Source organism: Microbulbifer sp. MKSA007 (assembly GCA_032615215.1).
GTDB lineage: Bacteria > Pseudomonadota > Gammaproteobacteria > Pseudomonadales > Cellvibrionaceae > Microbulbifer.
This window is the reverse complement of record CP128433.1, coordinates 364,918-380,244: the sequence shown is the minus strand read 5'-3', so window position 1 is coordinate 380,244 and position 15,327 is coordinate 364,918. Positions and strand designations below refer to the sequence as shown.

Annotated in this window: 16 protein-coding genes; 9 read left to right on the top strand and 7 right to left on the bottom strand. The window is 53.8% G+C overall.

Translation table 11 applies throughout. The features are described 5' to 3' along the window. Positions 1-181: 181 nt before the first annotated feature. Both QT397_04405 and proC read right to left on the bottom strand, forming a co-directional pair. Complete coding sequence (locus QT397_04405; protein ID WNZ56614.1) at positions 182-790, bottom strand: YggT family protein; 609 nt, start codon at positions 788-790, stop codon at positions 182-184. Positions 791-857: 67 nt separating this feature from the next. Beyond that, complete coding sequence (gene proC, locus QT397_04400; protein WNZ56613.1) at positions 858-1,691, bottom strand: pyrroline-5-carboxylate reductase; 834 nt, start codon at positions 1,689-1,691, stop codon at positions 858-860. 126 nt (positions 1,692-1,817) lie between these two features. Here proC and QT397_04395 point away from each other — a divergent pair, with 126 nt between their 5' ends. Further along, on the top strand, positions 1,818-3,833 hold the full coding sequence (locus QT397_04395; protein ID WNZ56612.1) for a S9 family peptidase: 2,016 nt from the start codon (positions 1,818-1,820) through the stop codon (positions 3,831-3,833). Between the two features lie 77 nt (positions 3,834-3,910). Here the strand turns inward: QT397_04395 and QT397_04390 are convergent, their stop codons facing one another. Then, complete coding sequence (locus tag QT397_04390) at positions 3,911-4,210, bottom strand: hypothetical protein (protein ID WNZ56611.1); 300 nt, start codon at positions 4,208-4,210, stop codon at positions 3,911-3,913. A gap of 25 nt (positions 4,211-4,235) precedes the next feature. Further along, on the bottom strand, positions 4,236-4,940 hold the full coding sequence (locus tag QT397_04385) for a YggS family pyridoxal phosphate-dependent enzyme (GenBank protein WNZ56610.1): 705 nt from the start codon (positions 4,938-4,940) through the stop codon (positions 4,236-4,238). 69 nt (positions 4,941-5,009) lie between these two features. On the opposite strand from QT397_04385, the gene QT397_04380 reads away from it, so the two are divergent. From QT397_04380 to QT397_04365, 4 genes are all read left to right on the top strand, one after another. Beyond that, complete coding sequence (locus tag QT397_04380) at positions 5,010-6,044, top strand: type IV pilus twitching motility protein PilT (GenBank protein ID WNZ56609.1); 1,035 nt, start codon at positions 5,010-5,012, stop codon at positions 6,042-6,044. A gap of 60 nt (positions 6,045-6,104) precedes the next feature. Then, a complete protein-coding gene (locus QT397_04375) occupies positions 6,105-7,256 on the top strand; it encodes a PilT/PilU family type 4a pilus ATPase (GenBank protein ID WNZ56608.1) in 1,152 nt (383 codons plus the stop codon). A 255-nt stretch (positions 7,257-7,511) separates the two neighbouring features. Beyond that, positions 7,512-8,243, top strand: a complete 732-nt coding sequence (locus QT397_04370; protein ID WNZ56607.1) for an SDR family oxidoreductase — start codon at positions 7,512-7,514, stop codon at positions 8,241-8,243. 11 nt (positions 8,244-8,254) lie between these two features. Then, positions 8,255-8,863 carry a LysE family translocator gene (locus tag QT397_04365; GenBank protein WNZ56606.1) on the top strand — a complete coding sequence of 203 codons (609 nt, stop codon included), beginning with the start codon at positions 8,255-8,257 and terminating at the stop codon, positions 8,861-8,863. 3 nt (positions 8,864-8,866) lie between these two features. Here QT397_04365 and QT397_04360 read toward each other — a convergent pair whose 3' ends face one another. Continuing rightward, a complete protein-coding gene (locus tag QT397_04360; protein WNZ56605.1) occupies positions 8,867-9,613 on the bottom strand; it encodes a LytTR family DNA-binding domain-containing protein in 747 nt (248 codons plus the stop codon). A 40-nt stretch (positions 9,614-9,653) separates the two neighbouring features. Further along, entirely contained in the window at positions 9,654-10,766 is a 1,113-nt protein-coding gene (locus QT397_04355; GenBank protein ID WNZ56604.1) for a histidine kinase, read from the bottom strand. 89 nt (positions 10,767-10,855) lie between these two features. On the opposite strand from QT397_04355, the gene argH reads away from it, so the two are divergent. Further along, a complete protein-coding gene (gene argH / locus QT397_04350) occupies positions 10,856-12,280 on the top strand; it encodes an argininosuccinate lyase (GenBank protein WNZ56603.1) in 1,425 nt (474 codons plus the stop codon). Between the two features lie 7 nt (positions 12,281-12,287). On the opposite strand, the gene cyaY is transcribed toward argH, so the two are convergent. Beyond that, positions 12,288-12,614: an iron donor protein CyaY gene (gene cyaY / locus QT397_04345; protein ID WNZ56602.1), complete on the bottom strand. Its 327-nt coding sequence runs from the start codon at positions 12,612-12,614 to the stop codon at positions 12,288-12,290. A 107-nt stretch (positions 12,615-12,721) separates the two neighbouring features. Between cyaY and QT397_04340 the strand changes: the two genes are divergently transcribed. Genes QT397_04340 through dapF form a run of 3 tightly spaced genes read left to right on the top strand, consistent with a single transcriptional unit; the run spans position 12,722 to position 15,260 of the window. Beyond that, complete coding sequence (locus QT397_04340; protein WNZ56601.1) at positions 12,722-13,072, top strand: lipoprotein; 351 nt, start codon at positions 12,722-12,724, stop codon at positions 13,070-13,072. 11 nt (positions 13,073-13,083) lie between these two features. After that, positions 13,084-14,478 carry a diaminopimelate decarboxylase gene (lysA, locus tag QT397_04335; protein WNZ56600.1) on the top strand — a complete coding sequence of 465 codons (1,395 nt, stop codon included), beginning with the start codon at positions 13,084-13,086 and terminating at the stop codon, positions 14,476-14,478. Beyond that, the gene (gene dapF / locus QT397_04330; GenBank protein WNZ56599.1) at positions 14,430-15,260 is read left to right on the top strand and encodes a diaminopimelate epimerase; all 831 of its coding nucleotides are present in this window, start codon (positions 14,430-14,432) and stop codon (positions 15,258-15,260) included. Before lysA ends, dapF begins: the two co-directional genes overlap by 49 nt. The last annotated feature ends 67 nt before the right edge of the window (positions 15,261-15,327 follow it).

The window sequence follows — 15,327 nt, the reverse complement described above, 5'->3', positions numbered from 1 at the left end:
AAGAGAAAGAGCCGTCAGTCGATAGTATAAGAGTCTAACACCGCGCCAAATACGATCTAGTGCGCACAGGTGAAGAAATGTTCAGCCGGTCACAATTTAAGAAACCTTCGAACAACTGCGCAAGCCCCAGAGGGCGGGGCTTGAAAGGTGCAGGGGATATTTTGGGGTGATCAGAGTCCGGTTAAAAGCCGGGGATATGCCAAAACAGGCTGTACACGAAAGCCGGCATGTTGGCCATTTGGGCAAAACCAATAAGCAGCCTGTTAATCACAGTGAGCAGGATAAAGACAAATATCGGGCTGATATCAATCACCCCCAACGGCGGGATCAAGCGTCGCACAGGTCCGCAAAATGGCTCCAGGAGTTGGTGCAGTAAAATTAGAATTGGATGGCCGCTATTCGGCGCAATCCAACTGGCAACGATGGAGACCAATAAGCCGACAAACACCATCGCTATCACAGTGGAGACACAGCCGATCAACGACCACAGCAGGGCACTGAGGGGGTTAACCAGGCCGTAACCTGCGATCATGGCGCAAGCCATAATCATCGCCCAACCGACTATCAACGCCAGTACTACTGAGGCCATATCGACGCCAAAAAGTCCTGGCACCACTTTGCGCAGCGGCAGCAACAAAGGGTTGGTAACCTTCACAACGCCCTGAGATATGGGGTTGTAAAAATCCGCACGGCCCAACTGCAATAGGAAACGCAATAACACGGCGAAAAGGAACAAAATGCCCAGTATGCCCACGACATAAACGCCGATATCGCTGAAGGTATTGACCATGGATAAACCCTAAACAAAAAGATTTTCAGCAGCCACCGCTGCACCTACCCAATTGGACCGGAACCTGTTACCGATCCAATTCCTTTGCCATTTCCGTCGCCCGCTCCTCGCAATCGCGCATGGCATCGGCCACTAACTGCGGCAACCCACCCTTCTCGAACCGTTGAACAGCACGCTCAGTGGTTCCACCTGGTGACATCACATTGCGCTTCAACTGGGCGACGTCAACATCGCTGGCGACCGCCAGTTTGGCGGCGCCCAGGGCAGTTTGCAACACAAGGCGCTCCGCATCCGCACGGGCAAGGCCACCGGCGGAAGCCGCATCAATCATGGCCTCCATAAACTGGAAAAAGTAAGCCGGTGCCGATCCCGCTACCGCAATCACCTGATCGATGCCGCGCTCTTCCTCAACCCAATATGAGATACCTACCGCATCGACGATGCGCCCGGCAAGTTCCTTCTGTTCGCCCGTAACCTTGCTATCGGCATAAAGACCGGTAACTCCGGTTTGCACCAGGGCCGGGGTATTAGGCATAGCCCTGACAATAGGGAGGTGCATTCCCATCCAACGGTGGTAAGCCGCGAGCGGAATTCCCGCAGCAAAAGTGATAATCAAGGGCGAGCGATCCACCAAATGGGGTTTCAGTCCCTCACAAAGTTCTCGCATAACTTGCGGTTTCACCGACAGTACAATTACATCGGCATCAACAATAGCGGCAACATTATCGTCACTAATAGCTACCCCATGGCTCTCGGCAAAAGCATTAAGTTTGTCCCGATCACGGCCTGTAGCAGTGATCCGGTCCGCCGGATAACCGGAGGCCACCAAACCACCGATCACTGCCCCCGCCATATTGCCGGCGCCACCAATAAAAACCATCTTAGGGATCGCTGTACTCACTCATATCACCTTGGGCGGTTACAAAAATTTTGTTGCTTTTCCCCGTTCGGGGCACTCCGCTAATATGTGGCCGCCAGATTCAAATAACAAGAGAGCCATACCAAGTGGCTCCTAACGGAGGACAGTATGCAAAAAGGATGGCGTTCACTGCTTATAGCGACACTGATCACTGCGACCAGTGCCGCTGGTGCAGTAGAAACTCGTACGCTAAACAACGGCCAATTGGTACTCGAAGATGTGCCAAACATTCCCCAAACTATCATCAATGAGCTCAATCGTTATCAGAACGTACGCTCAGCTAGCTTCCGGGGCTGGGACCTTGACGGTAACGGTATCTATGTCAGTACCCGCTTCGGCGAAGTTTCTCAATTACACAAGGTAGAGAATGCAGGTGGCGCTCGCCGACAGCTAACCTTTTTCGAAGAACCTATAGGTGGCATCTCTACCCGCCCGGAGCACCGCCAACTGGCATTCACCATGGATGCCGGCGGCAATGAATACGCCCAGATTTTCCTGTTTGATACAGAAAATGGCACTAGCGAGATGATTACCGATGGTGAGTCTCGCAATGGCAGTATTCTCTGGAATAAGCAGGGCTCCGCTATCTCTTACCAGAGTACTCGCCGAGATGGCAGGGCCAATGATATATGGCTAACCACTTTCGACGGTGACAAAAAAGAAGACCGCTTGATCCTTAAGTCTGAGGATGGCAGTTGGTGGGGTCCCAGTGATTTCTCACAATCCGGCAGCCAAATTTTGGTCATGCAATATATCTCCTCCACTCGATCTAATGTCCATTTGCTGGATCTCGACAGCGGCGAAGTCTCACTACTCGCCGGTACGGGCGATGAAGAGGCTGATTCCCGCAATTTCCCAGCGGGTTTCAGTTATGACAGTCGCTCGGTTTATATCATCTCTGACAAAGGGCGCGAATTTACCCAACTGATCCGCAAAGACCTGGAGAGTGGCGATGAAAAGATAATTACCTCCGATATCCCCTGGGATATCAGTAGCTTTATCCTCAGTAAAGACGGTCGCCGCGGCGCTTTTGTCGCCAACGAAAATGGTATGTCCTCCCTCTATCTATACGATCCACGCAATGACCGCTACCGCAAGGTCGACTCGCTGCCGATCGGTCTTATCGGTGGAATAGAATTTAACCCCGAAGGTGATAAGCTGGCCCTAACCCTAAACACGCCTAAAACTCCCTCCGATTCCTTTGTAATGGACCTTGGCCGCCGCCCGCTATCCAGTGGTGACCTTACCCGATGGACATTTAGTGAAGTCGGTGGTCTCGACAGCGAAAGCTTTGTCGAACCCGAACTGGTGCACTATCCCACTTTCGACGAGGTGGATGGAAAGCCGCGTGAAATTCCCGCATTCGTCTATAAGCCGCGCAATGCCAAAGGCCCCGTACCTGTGGTTATTTCAATCCACGGTGGCCCTGAAGGACAGTACCGTCCCATGTTTTCCAGCACATACCAGCTGTGGCTAGAAAAACTTGGCGTTGCTGTAATTGCTCCAAATGTACGCGGGTCCGCTGGTTATGGTAAGAGCTACCTAGCCATGGATAACGGCTACAAGCGCGAGGACTCAGTTAGGGATATCGGTGCTCTTCTGGATTGGATTGCTACCCAGCCTGATCTGGATCCGGAACGCGTTGCTGTGTTTGGCGGCAGCTACGGTGGTTATATGGTGCTGGCCAGTAGTGTTTACTACTCAGATCGTTTAAAAGCAGCAGTGGATATCGTCGGCATCTCTAACTTTGTCACCTTCCTCACCAATACCAAGAGCTATCGTCGCGACCTTCGTCGAGTCGAATACGGTGATGAGCGGGATCCGCAGATGCGCGCTTTCCTGGAAAAAATCAGCCCCAACAACAATGTAGACAAGATCCAGGTGCCAATGCTCGTAGTGCAGGGACAAAATGACCCTCGGGTACCTGTCACCGAAGCTGAGCAAATCGTGGCTGCACTTCGCGAGAATGGCAATCGAGTCTGGTATATGAACGCACTCAATGAAGGGCACGGTTACCGCAAGAAAGAGAACAGTGATGCCTTTACCCAGGCAACAGCGCTCTTTTTTGCCCAACACCTGCTGAGTGAAGATCAAAAAAAGCAGCTCAGCTTGAATGAACAATAATTATTTGTTCCCAGAGAAAGAAAACGGCCTTTAGGGCCGTTTTCTTTTTAGAACTTAACTATGTAAGGAGCCCCTGATTAACTAAACAAAAAAGGAAATGTTTCCACAATCGCGATCAAGTTCAGAACAATCGCCAATATCCAAAGCCAGTAGCGGCTTTTATCTCCGAATATCCCAATAACTGCCGAATTCAAAAAACCGGTAACCAATGAGATTTTGGGAGAAACAAATGCAATCAGGCAGATAAAAGCCAACCACTCAAGCGCCACCCAAGTCACCAGTACACTATTTGTTACAGACAGAGATAGCACCGCGCTCACTGACAAAAGCAGCAGCAATACATCTACAGTCCCAGATTTTGTCATCCCGTATCCCAAAAAATCTACTTGCGTACTAATTCTGTCATGCAGAATAGTTTCGTGCCCCAAAAATATCTGTGCCGATACGCACAATAGTGGCGCCGCAGGCAATAGCAGCCTCCATATCTTTAGACATCCCCATGGATAGAGTATCGAAGGTCTGCTCAGGAAATTCTTCACGAAGACTTTGCAGCAACCCTGCCAACTGGATAAATGGTTTTTCCTGCTCAAATACATTGTCACGAGCAGCGGGAATCGCCATCAAGCCACGCAGGCATAGCCCCGGCAATGTCATCACTTCACGCGCCAGAGCCACCAAATCCTGTGGAGCTATGCCAGACTTGCTCTGCTCGCCATCGATATTCACCTGCAAGCAGATATTGAGTGGTGCCATATTACTGGGACGCTGTGCCGACAGACGTTGGGCGATTTTTAAGCGATCCACCGTGTGCATCCATTGGAATCGCTCTGCCACAGCGCGGCTTTTGTTCGATTGAAGCGGTCCAATAAAATGCCAGTGAATATCCAGGTCGGACAGGGCATCCTGTTTTTGCAGGGCTTCCTGTAAATAATTTTCGCCAAAGTGATGCTGGCCAGCAGCAAAAGCAATCCGCAGGTCTTCCGCCGGTCGTGTTTTGGAAACCGCCAACAAGGTAATTTCTGCGGGGTTGCGATCGCAGTTGTTGCAGCATGTCACAATCCGCTCACCTACTGCATTCAGGTTTTCGACGATTGTCTCTTTGCGCATATACTGATGCCCTTACCGATTTGAGCGGCGATTTTACCTGAGCCCAAACAAGAACCATAAGGTAGCAGTATGGATATCACTGAACTCCTCGCCTTTAGCGCCAAGCAAAACGCCTCGGACTTACACCTCTCGGCGGGCCTGCCGCCGATGATCCGTGTCGACGGCGACGTGCGCCGTATCAACCTGCCCTCAATGGAGCACAAGCAGGTACACGGCCTGATCTACGAGATCATGAACGATAAGCAGCGCAAGGATTACGAAGAACTACTGGAAACAGACTTCTCTTTTGAAGTCCCCGGTGTCGCCCGCTTTCGTGTAAACGCCTTTAACCACAACCGGGGTGCCGGCGCCGTATTCCGGACCATTCCCTCCAAGGTTCTCACTATGGAAGACCTGGGAATGGGTCAGGTGTTTAAACAGATCTCAGATACTCCCCGTGGCTTGGTACTGGTGACCGGGCCCACGGGTTCCGGTAAGTCCACCACCCTGGCGGCGATGATGGACTACATCAACGACAATAAATACGAGCATATCCTCACCATCGAGGACCCGATCGAATTTGTGCACGAATCCAAGAAGTGCCTGGTGAACCAGCGTGAGGTGCACCGGGATACCCACGGCTTTGCCGAAGCGCTGCGCTCTGCACTGCGTGAAGACCCGGATATCATTCTCGTGGGTGAGATGCGGGACCTGGAGACCATTCGCCTGGCGCTGACTGCGGCAGAGACCGGTCACTTGGTATTCGGCACCCTGCACACCACTTCCGCCGCCAAAACCATTGACCGTGTGGTGGATGTATTCCCGGCGCAGGAGAAAGCCATGGTGCGTTCAATGCTGTCGGAATCCCTGCAGGCCGTTATCTCCCAGACGCTAATGAAGAAAAACGGCGGTGGCCGGGTCGCTGCCCACGAAATTATGCGCGGTACCCCAGCCATCCGTAACCTGATCCGCGAAGACAAAATCGCGCAGATGTACTCGGCCATCCAGACCGGAGCCAGCGTCGGCATGCAGACCATGGACCAATGCCTGGAAGACCTGGTGGCACGCCGCATCATCAGCCGCGAAGTGGCTCGCGAAAAAGCCAAGATGCCGGAGAACTTCTAAACGGCCAAAACCCGCCCCCAATCTGGGGAAGAAAAGTCGAGATAAAACGCGGTAATCACCATGGATATTGAAAGACTTCTACAACTGGTTGTAGAGAAGGGCGCTTCGGATTTATTTATCACGGCGGGCGTCCCGCCCTCCATCAAACTGCACGGCCGAGTTGTGCCCTGTAGCAGCACCGCGCTCACGCCAGAGAAAGCGCGCGAGCTGGTGGTGGGAACCATGAACGAGAAACAGCGGCGCGAGTTTGCCGAGCAAAAGGAATTGAACTTCGCGATTGCAGTGCGCAACGTGGGGCGTTTCCGGGTATCGGCCTTCTTCCAGCGCAATCTGGTGGGTATGGTGCTGCGTCGCATCGAAACCAAAATCCCCACTATCGATGGACTCGGACTACCCGACGTACTCAAAGACCTGGCCATGACCAAACGCGGGCTGATTATTTTTGTGGGCGCCACCGGTACCGGTAAGTCCACATCCCTCGCCTCCATGATCGGCCACCGCAATGAGAACACCAAGGGCCATATCATCACCATTGAGGACCCGATCGAATTTATCCACCAGCATCGCGGCTGTATTGTGACCCAGCGCGAAGTGGGCCTGGATACCGAGTCTTTTGATGTAGCCCTGAAAAACACTCTGCGTCAGGCACCAGATGTTATTCTGATCGGTGAGGTCCGCTCCCGCGAAACCATGGACCACGCCATCGCTTTCGCCGAGACCGGCCATTTGTGTCTGTGCACCCTCCACGCCAACAATGCTAACCAGGCCCTCGATCGGATCATTCATTTCTTCCCGGCAGACCGCCACAAACAGTTGTTTATGGACCTGTCCCTCAACCTGAAGGCGATGGTGGCCCAGCAGCTGGTACCGACCCCCGATGGCGATGGCCGCCGTGCCTGCCTTGAGATCATGATCAATACCCCGCTGATGTCGGACCTGATCCGCAAAGGCGAAGTGGATAAGATCAAGGAGTTGATGAAGCGCTCTGGTGAGCAGGGAATGCAGACCTTCGACCAGGCACTCTACGAGCTCTACGATGGGGGAGAAATTACCTATGAGGATGCCCTCTCCCACGCCGACTCCGCCAATGATTTGCGCCTGATGATTAAGCTCAAATCCGAATCCGATGCCGAGTACTTAAATAGTGCCGCTGGCGAGTTGAGTCTACAAAATGATTCAGAGTACGGAGACGGTGGTCCTCAGCTCTACTAGCCCCCGATCCAGCCAGATCAAAACCGTTTACAGACATATCAAAGGTCCCCAGCCTGTAAACGGTTTTCCCCCGGTATAATCCGCTGCGGATATTTCCGCGATGCAAAAGCTGATCCCGCCCAATGATTGAATGATCTCGCGGGCTCTTTTCTGCAGCATTTTTATTGGAAGAAAATAGCCTTTCAATAATCCTCTATTCTCCTGCGCAATATCCCGTTAAAAGAGTGACCAATCAATATGAATTAAAAAGTCGCCTTGATCACTGGTGGCAACCGGGGCATTGGTGCCGCGACAGCCAAATTACTTGCCCACAGGGGGTACCAGATTGCCATTAGCTACCGGCAGCGCAAGCAGCAAGCGGAAGAACTGATCGTCGAACTTCGATCTTTTGGTGTTTTAGCAATAGCCGTTCACGCCGATGTCTCCTCAGAGAAAGATATTGTTCAGCTATTCAATACGGTCTACGAGCAACTAGGCCCAATTAGCTGCCTGGTTAACAACGCGGCAATCATTAAACCGCAAATGCGCGTCGAAACGATGGACGCTGAGCGCATCAATGAAATCCTGCGTACCAACATCACCGGCACCCTGCTCTGCTGCCGGGAAGCAATCAAAAGAATGTCTATCAAAAATGGGGGCACTGGAGGAACCATCGTGAATATTTCCTCTGCTGCCAGCCGTTCGGGATCACCTAACGAGTACATCGACTATGCAGCGAGTAAGGGCGCTGTCGATACGCTGACCATCGGGCTCAGCCAGGAAGTTGCCGATGAAGGGATTCGCGTAAATGGTGTTAGGCCTGGCTTTATTTATACAGAAATGCACGCTGATGGTGGCGAAGCAGACAGAATTGAGCGAGTAAAGTCTGCGATTCCACTCAAGCGTGGGGGACGAGCAGAGGAAGTGGCTAAAGCTGTGGCTTGGCTACTCGGTGATGAATCCACCTTTACTACCGGTTCATTTATTGACGTTGCAGGCGGGAAGTAGGACCAAAAAATATGTTAGAAGCACTCTTTTCACTAATTGCAGCAACCGCTCTATTACTCGGCTCCCCTGGCCCGGCACCACTTGCCCTGGCCGCATCGGGAGCGACATTTGGAGTGAGAAAAAGCAGCGGTTTCCTTATCGGCATCCTGCTTGGCCTGAGTGTCGCCATTGTCGGGGCAACCGCCGGCATCGCCGCACTGCTGGCTGCCTGGCCAGAAGCGCGCTTGGCGGTTCAGCTTTGCGGTGCCTTATATATTGGCTATATCGCGATCAAAATTGCCACGGCCCCGGTACTGGAGCAGGGCGAATCGGCGACGGCTCAGCCTCCGTCGCTGCTGGATGGGTTTATTTTTAACTTATTGAACCCCAAGGCCTATGCCGCCTTCCTTGCCATATTCTCCCAATTCTTACTACCGATTGAAGAGAGTGGCCTGAGCTATTTAGCCACAGGGTTGGTCTGTTTACTGGTAGCCGCTGCGGTGGATTTTATCTGGTTGTGCTTAGGAGGAAGCCTGAGGCCGGTTTTTCATAAACCCAGGCAGGCGCGAATAATCAGGGTAAGTTTTGCGGTATTAATGGTGGCAGCCGTACTCGCTGTTTTTATCCGCGGAAGCATTTAAGCTCTAACACATCTCTGCGATCAACCCTTTTACCGAAGGCAGCATGCGCCGGCTCACCAGCGGCGCTGCTGTTACGCCATCCAGCTCTACCCGGTAATTTGTACCGTCCCTGCGCAACCCAACAATATATTGCACAGCCACCAGCGCGCTGCGGTGAATACGCACGAAACGCTGTCCAAACTCACTCTCAAGCTCTTTTAGAGACTCATCCAGAATGGTCTCTCCAGCGGCGTGATGGGCTACAACATACTTGCTGTCCGCAACCAGACAGCGGATAGAATCTACATCCAACAGCTCCACCCCCAGGCGACTTATCGCCTTAATGCGGCTGCGGCCACTGGGCTCCTCCAGATCCTGCTTGGTTAACAACTGCTGCTGCGGCTTACTCAGACGCTGCGCTTTGGAAACTGCCTCGCGCAGCTGTTCGACATTCACAGGTTTTAATAGATAACCAACCGCTGAGGTGGCAAAAGCGGGCAAAGCAAACTCATCGTGAGCAGTGCAGAAAATTATTGCCGGCGGACACACGAAGCTGGATAACTGCTGAGCCAATTCCAGGCCGCTACCACCGGGCATTTCAATATCCAGTAGCACAAGGTCCGGGTCGAGTTCGCGGATCTGTGATAGTCCTGCTTCAATATCTGCCGCTTCTCCTACAGCAATACAATTATCGATCCTCTCCAACTGCCGGTGCAGACGGGCACGAGCCAAAGGCTCATCATCAACAATCAGTACGCGCAATTGGGTCACTCCATCACCTCGATAGTCTTCTTGGAATTTGTGGTGGACTCTATTTCCCGCCGGTCCACTTCCCGGGGAGATAAGGGTAGCTGTAGTATGACCCGGTACCGGCCCTCCTCCCGACGGGCGGTAAATTTGAAGCGATCGCCGTAGTATGCAGTGAGACGCTGGCGAATATTCTCTGTCGCCATGCCATTACCTGTCTTCGCAGGAACTGCACTGTCCTGTGGCAATGGGTTTTCAATAACAACTTTGAACATGCCCCCTCTTGCGAGAGTTGTACTCTGATCTCTCCGCCTGCCCGCAACTGTGCCACACCGTGCAACACCGCATTCTCCAATAGGGGTTGAAGCAACATACTGGGCAGCTGAACCTTATCCAGGCCCGCGTCTAGCTGCCAACTCTGGCGTAAACGCTCCCCCAGACGCAGGGCTTCAATCTCCAAATAGCGTTGGGCTAGAGTAATCTCTTGCGCTAAAGGCACCAGCTTTGGATCGGCGAGGCTTGCACGAAATAATGCACATAAATCCTCTACCAATCGCTCCGCGCGATCAGGATCAACAGCGATCAAACTAGCCAGGCTGTTCATACTGTTAAAGAGGAAATGGGGGCGAATCCGCGATTGAAGTGCCTCAATTCGGGCACCGAGCTCCGCCTGCTGCTGGTTGTAGAGTTGCTGCTGAAGATAGGCGTAGCGCAATACCACCCCCGCACAAATAGCCCCAAGCAGGCAGTCGCCCGCAAACCCCCAGCTGTCAAAGCTGGTCTGCAACAACACCGCGCGCAGGGAGCGCTGCACTGCCATCACCAATATGAGCACCGACAGCACTGCAATAAAACTCAAGCCGCCAGCGAGTTTGTGGGGCATTTTCGCCAGGCTCGGCCGAAGCCGGCAAAGTAGCGCGGCCGAGGGCAATATCACCCATTGGATCACCAGAGAGATCAGCCCCAGGCGCTGCCAACTGAATTCCGGTAAACCATCCAGGGCCAGGACCAGCACCAATGCCAGCAATTCCCCCATCAACACCAGCACCGCCAGAGAGGTGACACTGCAGAGGTCTGGCAGAAACGGAAGCTGCCCAGATAGCGCAGAATCCTTATTTCCTGTGCGATATTTTCGAATTTTCTGCGTTATAATGCCCGACGGCCAGGGGAATGACATGCAGTTGTTATTCTTGATTGTCCCAAAGTTCCAAGCGCAAGATATCACCAAGCTCCCCAGCCTTTCATCTCACTGCAGCCAGGAAAACCATGAGTAACGAAAAATCCCCCTCCGAGTCCGCCAACAATCCTGCCGCCAAACTCTGGGGCGGCCGCTTTAGTGAAGCCACCGATGCCTTTGTCGAGCGATTTACCGCCTCGGTGACTTTTGACCAGCGCATGGCCATGGAAGACATCCAGGGATCACTTGCCCACGCGCAGATGTTGTCAGAAGTGGGGGTATTAAGTGCTGATGAATATCACAAGATAGCCGACGGCCTGAAGGGCATCGCCGAAGAGATAAAAGCGGGAGAATTTCCCTGGTCTGTGCAGCTCGAAGATGTCCATATGAATATCGAAGCGCGCCTGACCCAACGCATTGGTGCCACTGGCAAGAAACTGCATACCGGCCGCTCGCGCAACGATCAGGTGGCAACCGACATCCGCCTGTGGCTGCGTGGGCGCATCGATCTGATTGCTGCCGAACTGACCCGCCTGCAAAATGGCTTGGTCGATTTGGCGGAGCGCGAAGCCGATACCATTATGCCCGGCTTTACTCACTTACAGAGCGCGCAACCGGTGACCTTTGGCCACCACTTACTGGCCTGGAATGCCATGCTGAGCCGGGATTTCGAGCGCCTGATGGATTGCCGCAAACGGGTTAACCGCTCACCGTTGGGAGCCGCAGCACTGGCCGGCACCAGCTATCCGATCAATCGCGCACGCACAGCGGAGTTGCTGGGCTTCGATGCCCCCACAGAAAACTCCCTCGACTCAGTCAGCGACCGGGACTTCGCTATCGAGTTCTGTGCTTTCGCCGCGCTGCTGCTCACCCATCTGTCCCGGGCCAGTGAAGAGCTGGTGCTGTGGACTTCCAGCCAGTTCGACTTTATTGACCTTCCCGATCGCTTCTGCACCGGCTCCTCAATTATGCCGCAGAAGAAAAACCCCGATGTTCCGGAGCTGGTGCGCGGAAAAACGGGCCGGGTTAACGGCCACCTGATTGCGCTGCTGACACTGATGAAGAGCCAACCGCTGGCCTACAACAAGGACAACCAGGAAGATAAAGAGCCACTATTCGATGCCGCCGATACCGCACTGGATTGCCTGCGCGCGTTTGCCGATATGGCGCCGGCACTGAAGGCAAAAAAAGAAAATATGCTGGAAGCTGCGGCCAAGGGCTTCTCCACCGCGACGGATCTGGCCGATTATCTGGTACGCAAAGGGGTGGCCTTCCGCGATGCTCACGAAATTGTCGGGCAGTCCGTATCCTTTGCTATTGAACAGGATAAAGACTTATCCGAACTCAGCCTGGCCCAACTACAACAGTTCTCAACAGAAATTGGCGAAGATGTATTTGAGGTGCTGACTTTAGAGGGCTCGGTTGCGGCTCGCGATCATATTGGCGGTACCGCACCGAACCAAGTGCGCGCGGCCTGTAAACGCGCACGGGAAGAGATTTCGCAGCGCACTTAAGCGCTGTTTAAGCGGATAATCCGAGGGAAACCTGTTCGCCTTGCTGCTCGCTCAATACGCGGTCGAGCAAAGTCGGCAGGTCCTCACCGGTCGTGGTGCACTTCCAACCGGGGTTTTCAAAAGAAAGATGGTAGCCACCGGATTTGGCGGCGACCCACAACTCCCGGTTGGCAGACTGGCGCGAGAGAATTACCTGGCTGCCATTGTCTTCCAGGGTCAGGGTCAGCACCGCATCACTGCGTTCGTAGTCAATATCCCAATCACAGTGATCGAGTGCATCCTCAATACCGATTAGAGTCTGCTCCACAGCCGCATCATATTCCGCTTGGCTCATCTTTGGTTACTTCTGTTACCGTGTAATGTGTTGAATCAGGTGGGCCGCTATACTATCAGGCTTTTGCCGGTTGCCGCTGCGAATCTCCGACTCTCAGGATGTTATCGATGCTCAAAAAACGACTCTCTCTATTAACCATCACCATCGGTGCCACCGCACTGTTACTGGGCTGTGGCCAAAAAGGTCCTCTCTATCTTCCACAGGACCCCGCCATGCCCGCCTCCAATATTCCAGGTGGCCCGCCGGAGACAGTACCCACCAGTGGTGCAGCACAACCCGGCGAGCCCGGCTCTGCAGCAGAGCAAGCGGTGGAAACCGTTGATGAAATTGAATCTGAAGACGGCTACGGGCCCGATTTTGATATCGATGACACCATTGAGACCGGCCCGACTATCGAAGTCGACGACGAATCGGGCACAGCGGATGACTCCAATGTCGAGGAAGATTTAGAAGAGTAAGAACCGGTCATATGAGAGAGTTTAGTTATCGCGACGGTAGCCTGTGGGCTGAGCAGGTTTCACTGGAACAAATAGCTGAGAATTTCGGCACCCCCACTTATGTCTACAGCCGCGCACACTTTGAACGGCAATATCGGGATTACGCCGAGGCCCTCGGCAATCGCCCCGGATTAATCTGCTACGCAGTAAAAGCCAACAGTAACCTGGGCATTCTGTCACTGCTGGCACAGCTGGGGGCGGGCTTTGATATTGTTTCCGGCGGGGAACTTGAGCGAGTGCTGCTCGCCGGCGGCGACCCATCGCGAATCGTATTTTCCGGAGTGGGTAAAACCTCAGAGGAAATGCGGCGCGCTCTGGACGTTGGAGTGCACTGCTTCAATATTGAATCAGAAGCGGAAATTGACCGCCTTGAGCGCGTGGCCGCAGAGTGTGGCAAGACCGCCCCGATTTCCATCAGGGTCAATCCCGATGTGGATGCCCAAACCCACCCCTATATTTCCACTGGTCTCAAAGAAAATAAATTTGGCATCGCCATAGACAAGGCGATCGAGGTTTATCAGCACGCGGCGGATTCCGAGCACCTGAAAATTACCGGTGTGGACTGCCATATCGGCTCCCAGCTCACCGAAGTCGCCCCCTTCCTGGATGCACTCGATCGCCTGCTGGTCCTTATCGATCAGCTCGCCGAGCTGGGAATTACCCTGGAACACCTGGATCTGGGCGGAGGCCTCGGTGTGCGCTATCGGGGTGAGGAACCACCCCCTGTCGGGGATTACCTGACGGAGGTCCACAAGCGTATCGGCGAACGCAATTTATCCCTGATTCTCGAACCCGGCCGCTCCATTGCCGCCAACGGCGGCGCCCTGCTGACCCGGGTCGAATACCTGAAGCGTACCGAAGAGCACAACTTCGCTATCGTCGATGCCGCCATGAATGACAACCTGCGTCCGGCCCTTTACCAAGCATGGCAGGATATTGTGCCAGTGACACCGGACGAGAGTGAAAGTACCCTGTGGGATATTGTCGGTCCGGTATGCGAAACGGGCGACTTCCTGGGTAAAAACCGCTCCCAATCTCTGCGAGAGGGGCAGCTGTTAGCCATGTTGTCGACCGGTGCCTACGGTTTCACCATGAGTTCCAATTACAACAGCCGCTGTCGCGCTGCTGAAGTACTTGTGGATGGCGACAAAACTTACCTGGTGCGTGAGCGGGAGACTTTTGCCGACTTGGTTCGCGGTGAGACCACTGTCCCCAAAAAGCCTGATCAGCTACTTGCATCGCAGTGGGGTCCATTTTTCAGCCCGGGCCCCAAACCGCAGCTAACGCCGCGGAAAATCAGTACGAACAGAGAAATGGAATGCGCGTTAAATTCAGCAAGATGCATGGGCTCGGCAACGATTTCGTGATGCTCGACGGCGTCAGCCAAAAAATTAAACTGACCCCGGAAAAAACTCGTCGCCTGGCAGACCGCTGCCTCGGCGTGGGCTGCGACCAGGTACTGCTGGTGGAGCCGCCCCGCACACCCGAGGCGGATTTTCGCTATCGCATATTTAACGCCGATGGCAGCGAAGTGGAAAATTGCGGCAATGGCGCCCGCTGTTTTGCCCGCTTTGTACGTGAACGCCGCCTTACCGGTAAGAAAAATATCCAAGTAGAAACTGCCGCCGGTTTACTGCACCTGAGAGTGCTGGACGGGGATCAGGTTAGTGTCGATATGGGAGCACCGGTCCTCGAGCCCCAAAAAGTACCTTTTTCCGCCGATCGCCGTGCAGAGTCCTATCCCCTGGAAGTGGACGGGGAGACCTTCACCATTGGTGCTATATCCATGGGCAACCCCCACGCGGTTCTGCTGGTGGAAGATATCGCTTCCGCACCGGTAGAAAGACTCGGGCCCCTAATTGAACGCCACCCGCGGTTCCCACAAAAGGTCAACGCTGGCTTTTTGCAAGTGGATACACGCACCGAAGCCCAGCTCAGGGTATTTGAGCGCGGGGTTGGCGAAACTCGTGCCTGTGGCACAGGCGCCTGTGCTGCCATGGTATACGCTCGCCTGCGAAACCTGGTGGATGACAAAGTCCAAATTCAGCTCCCCGGCGGCACACTGACAATTCACTGGAGCGGACCCGGCCAGCCAGTTACTATGACCGGGCCCGCAACCACGGTTTTTCACGGGCAGATTATTCTCTAAACAATTGTCCGGGTATTTGGCAGTAAACCCGCCACAAGCGGGTACGGGATAACTCAGAGAGCAGAAC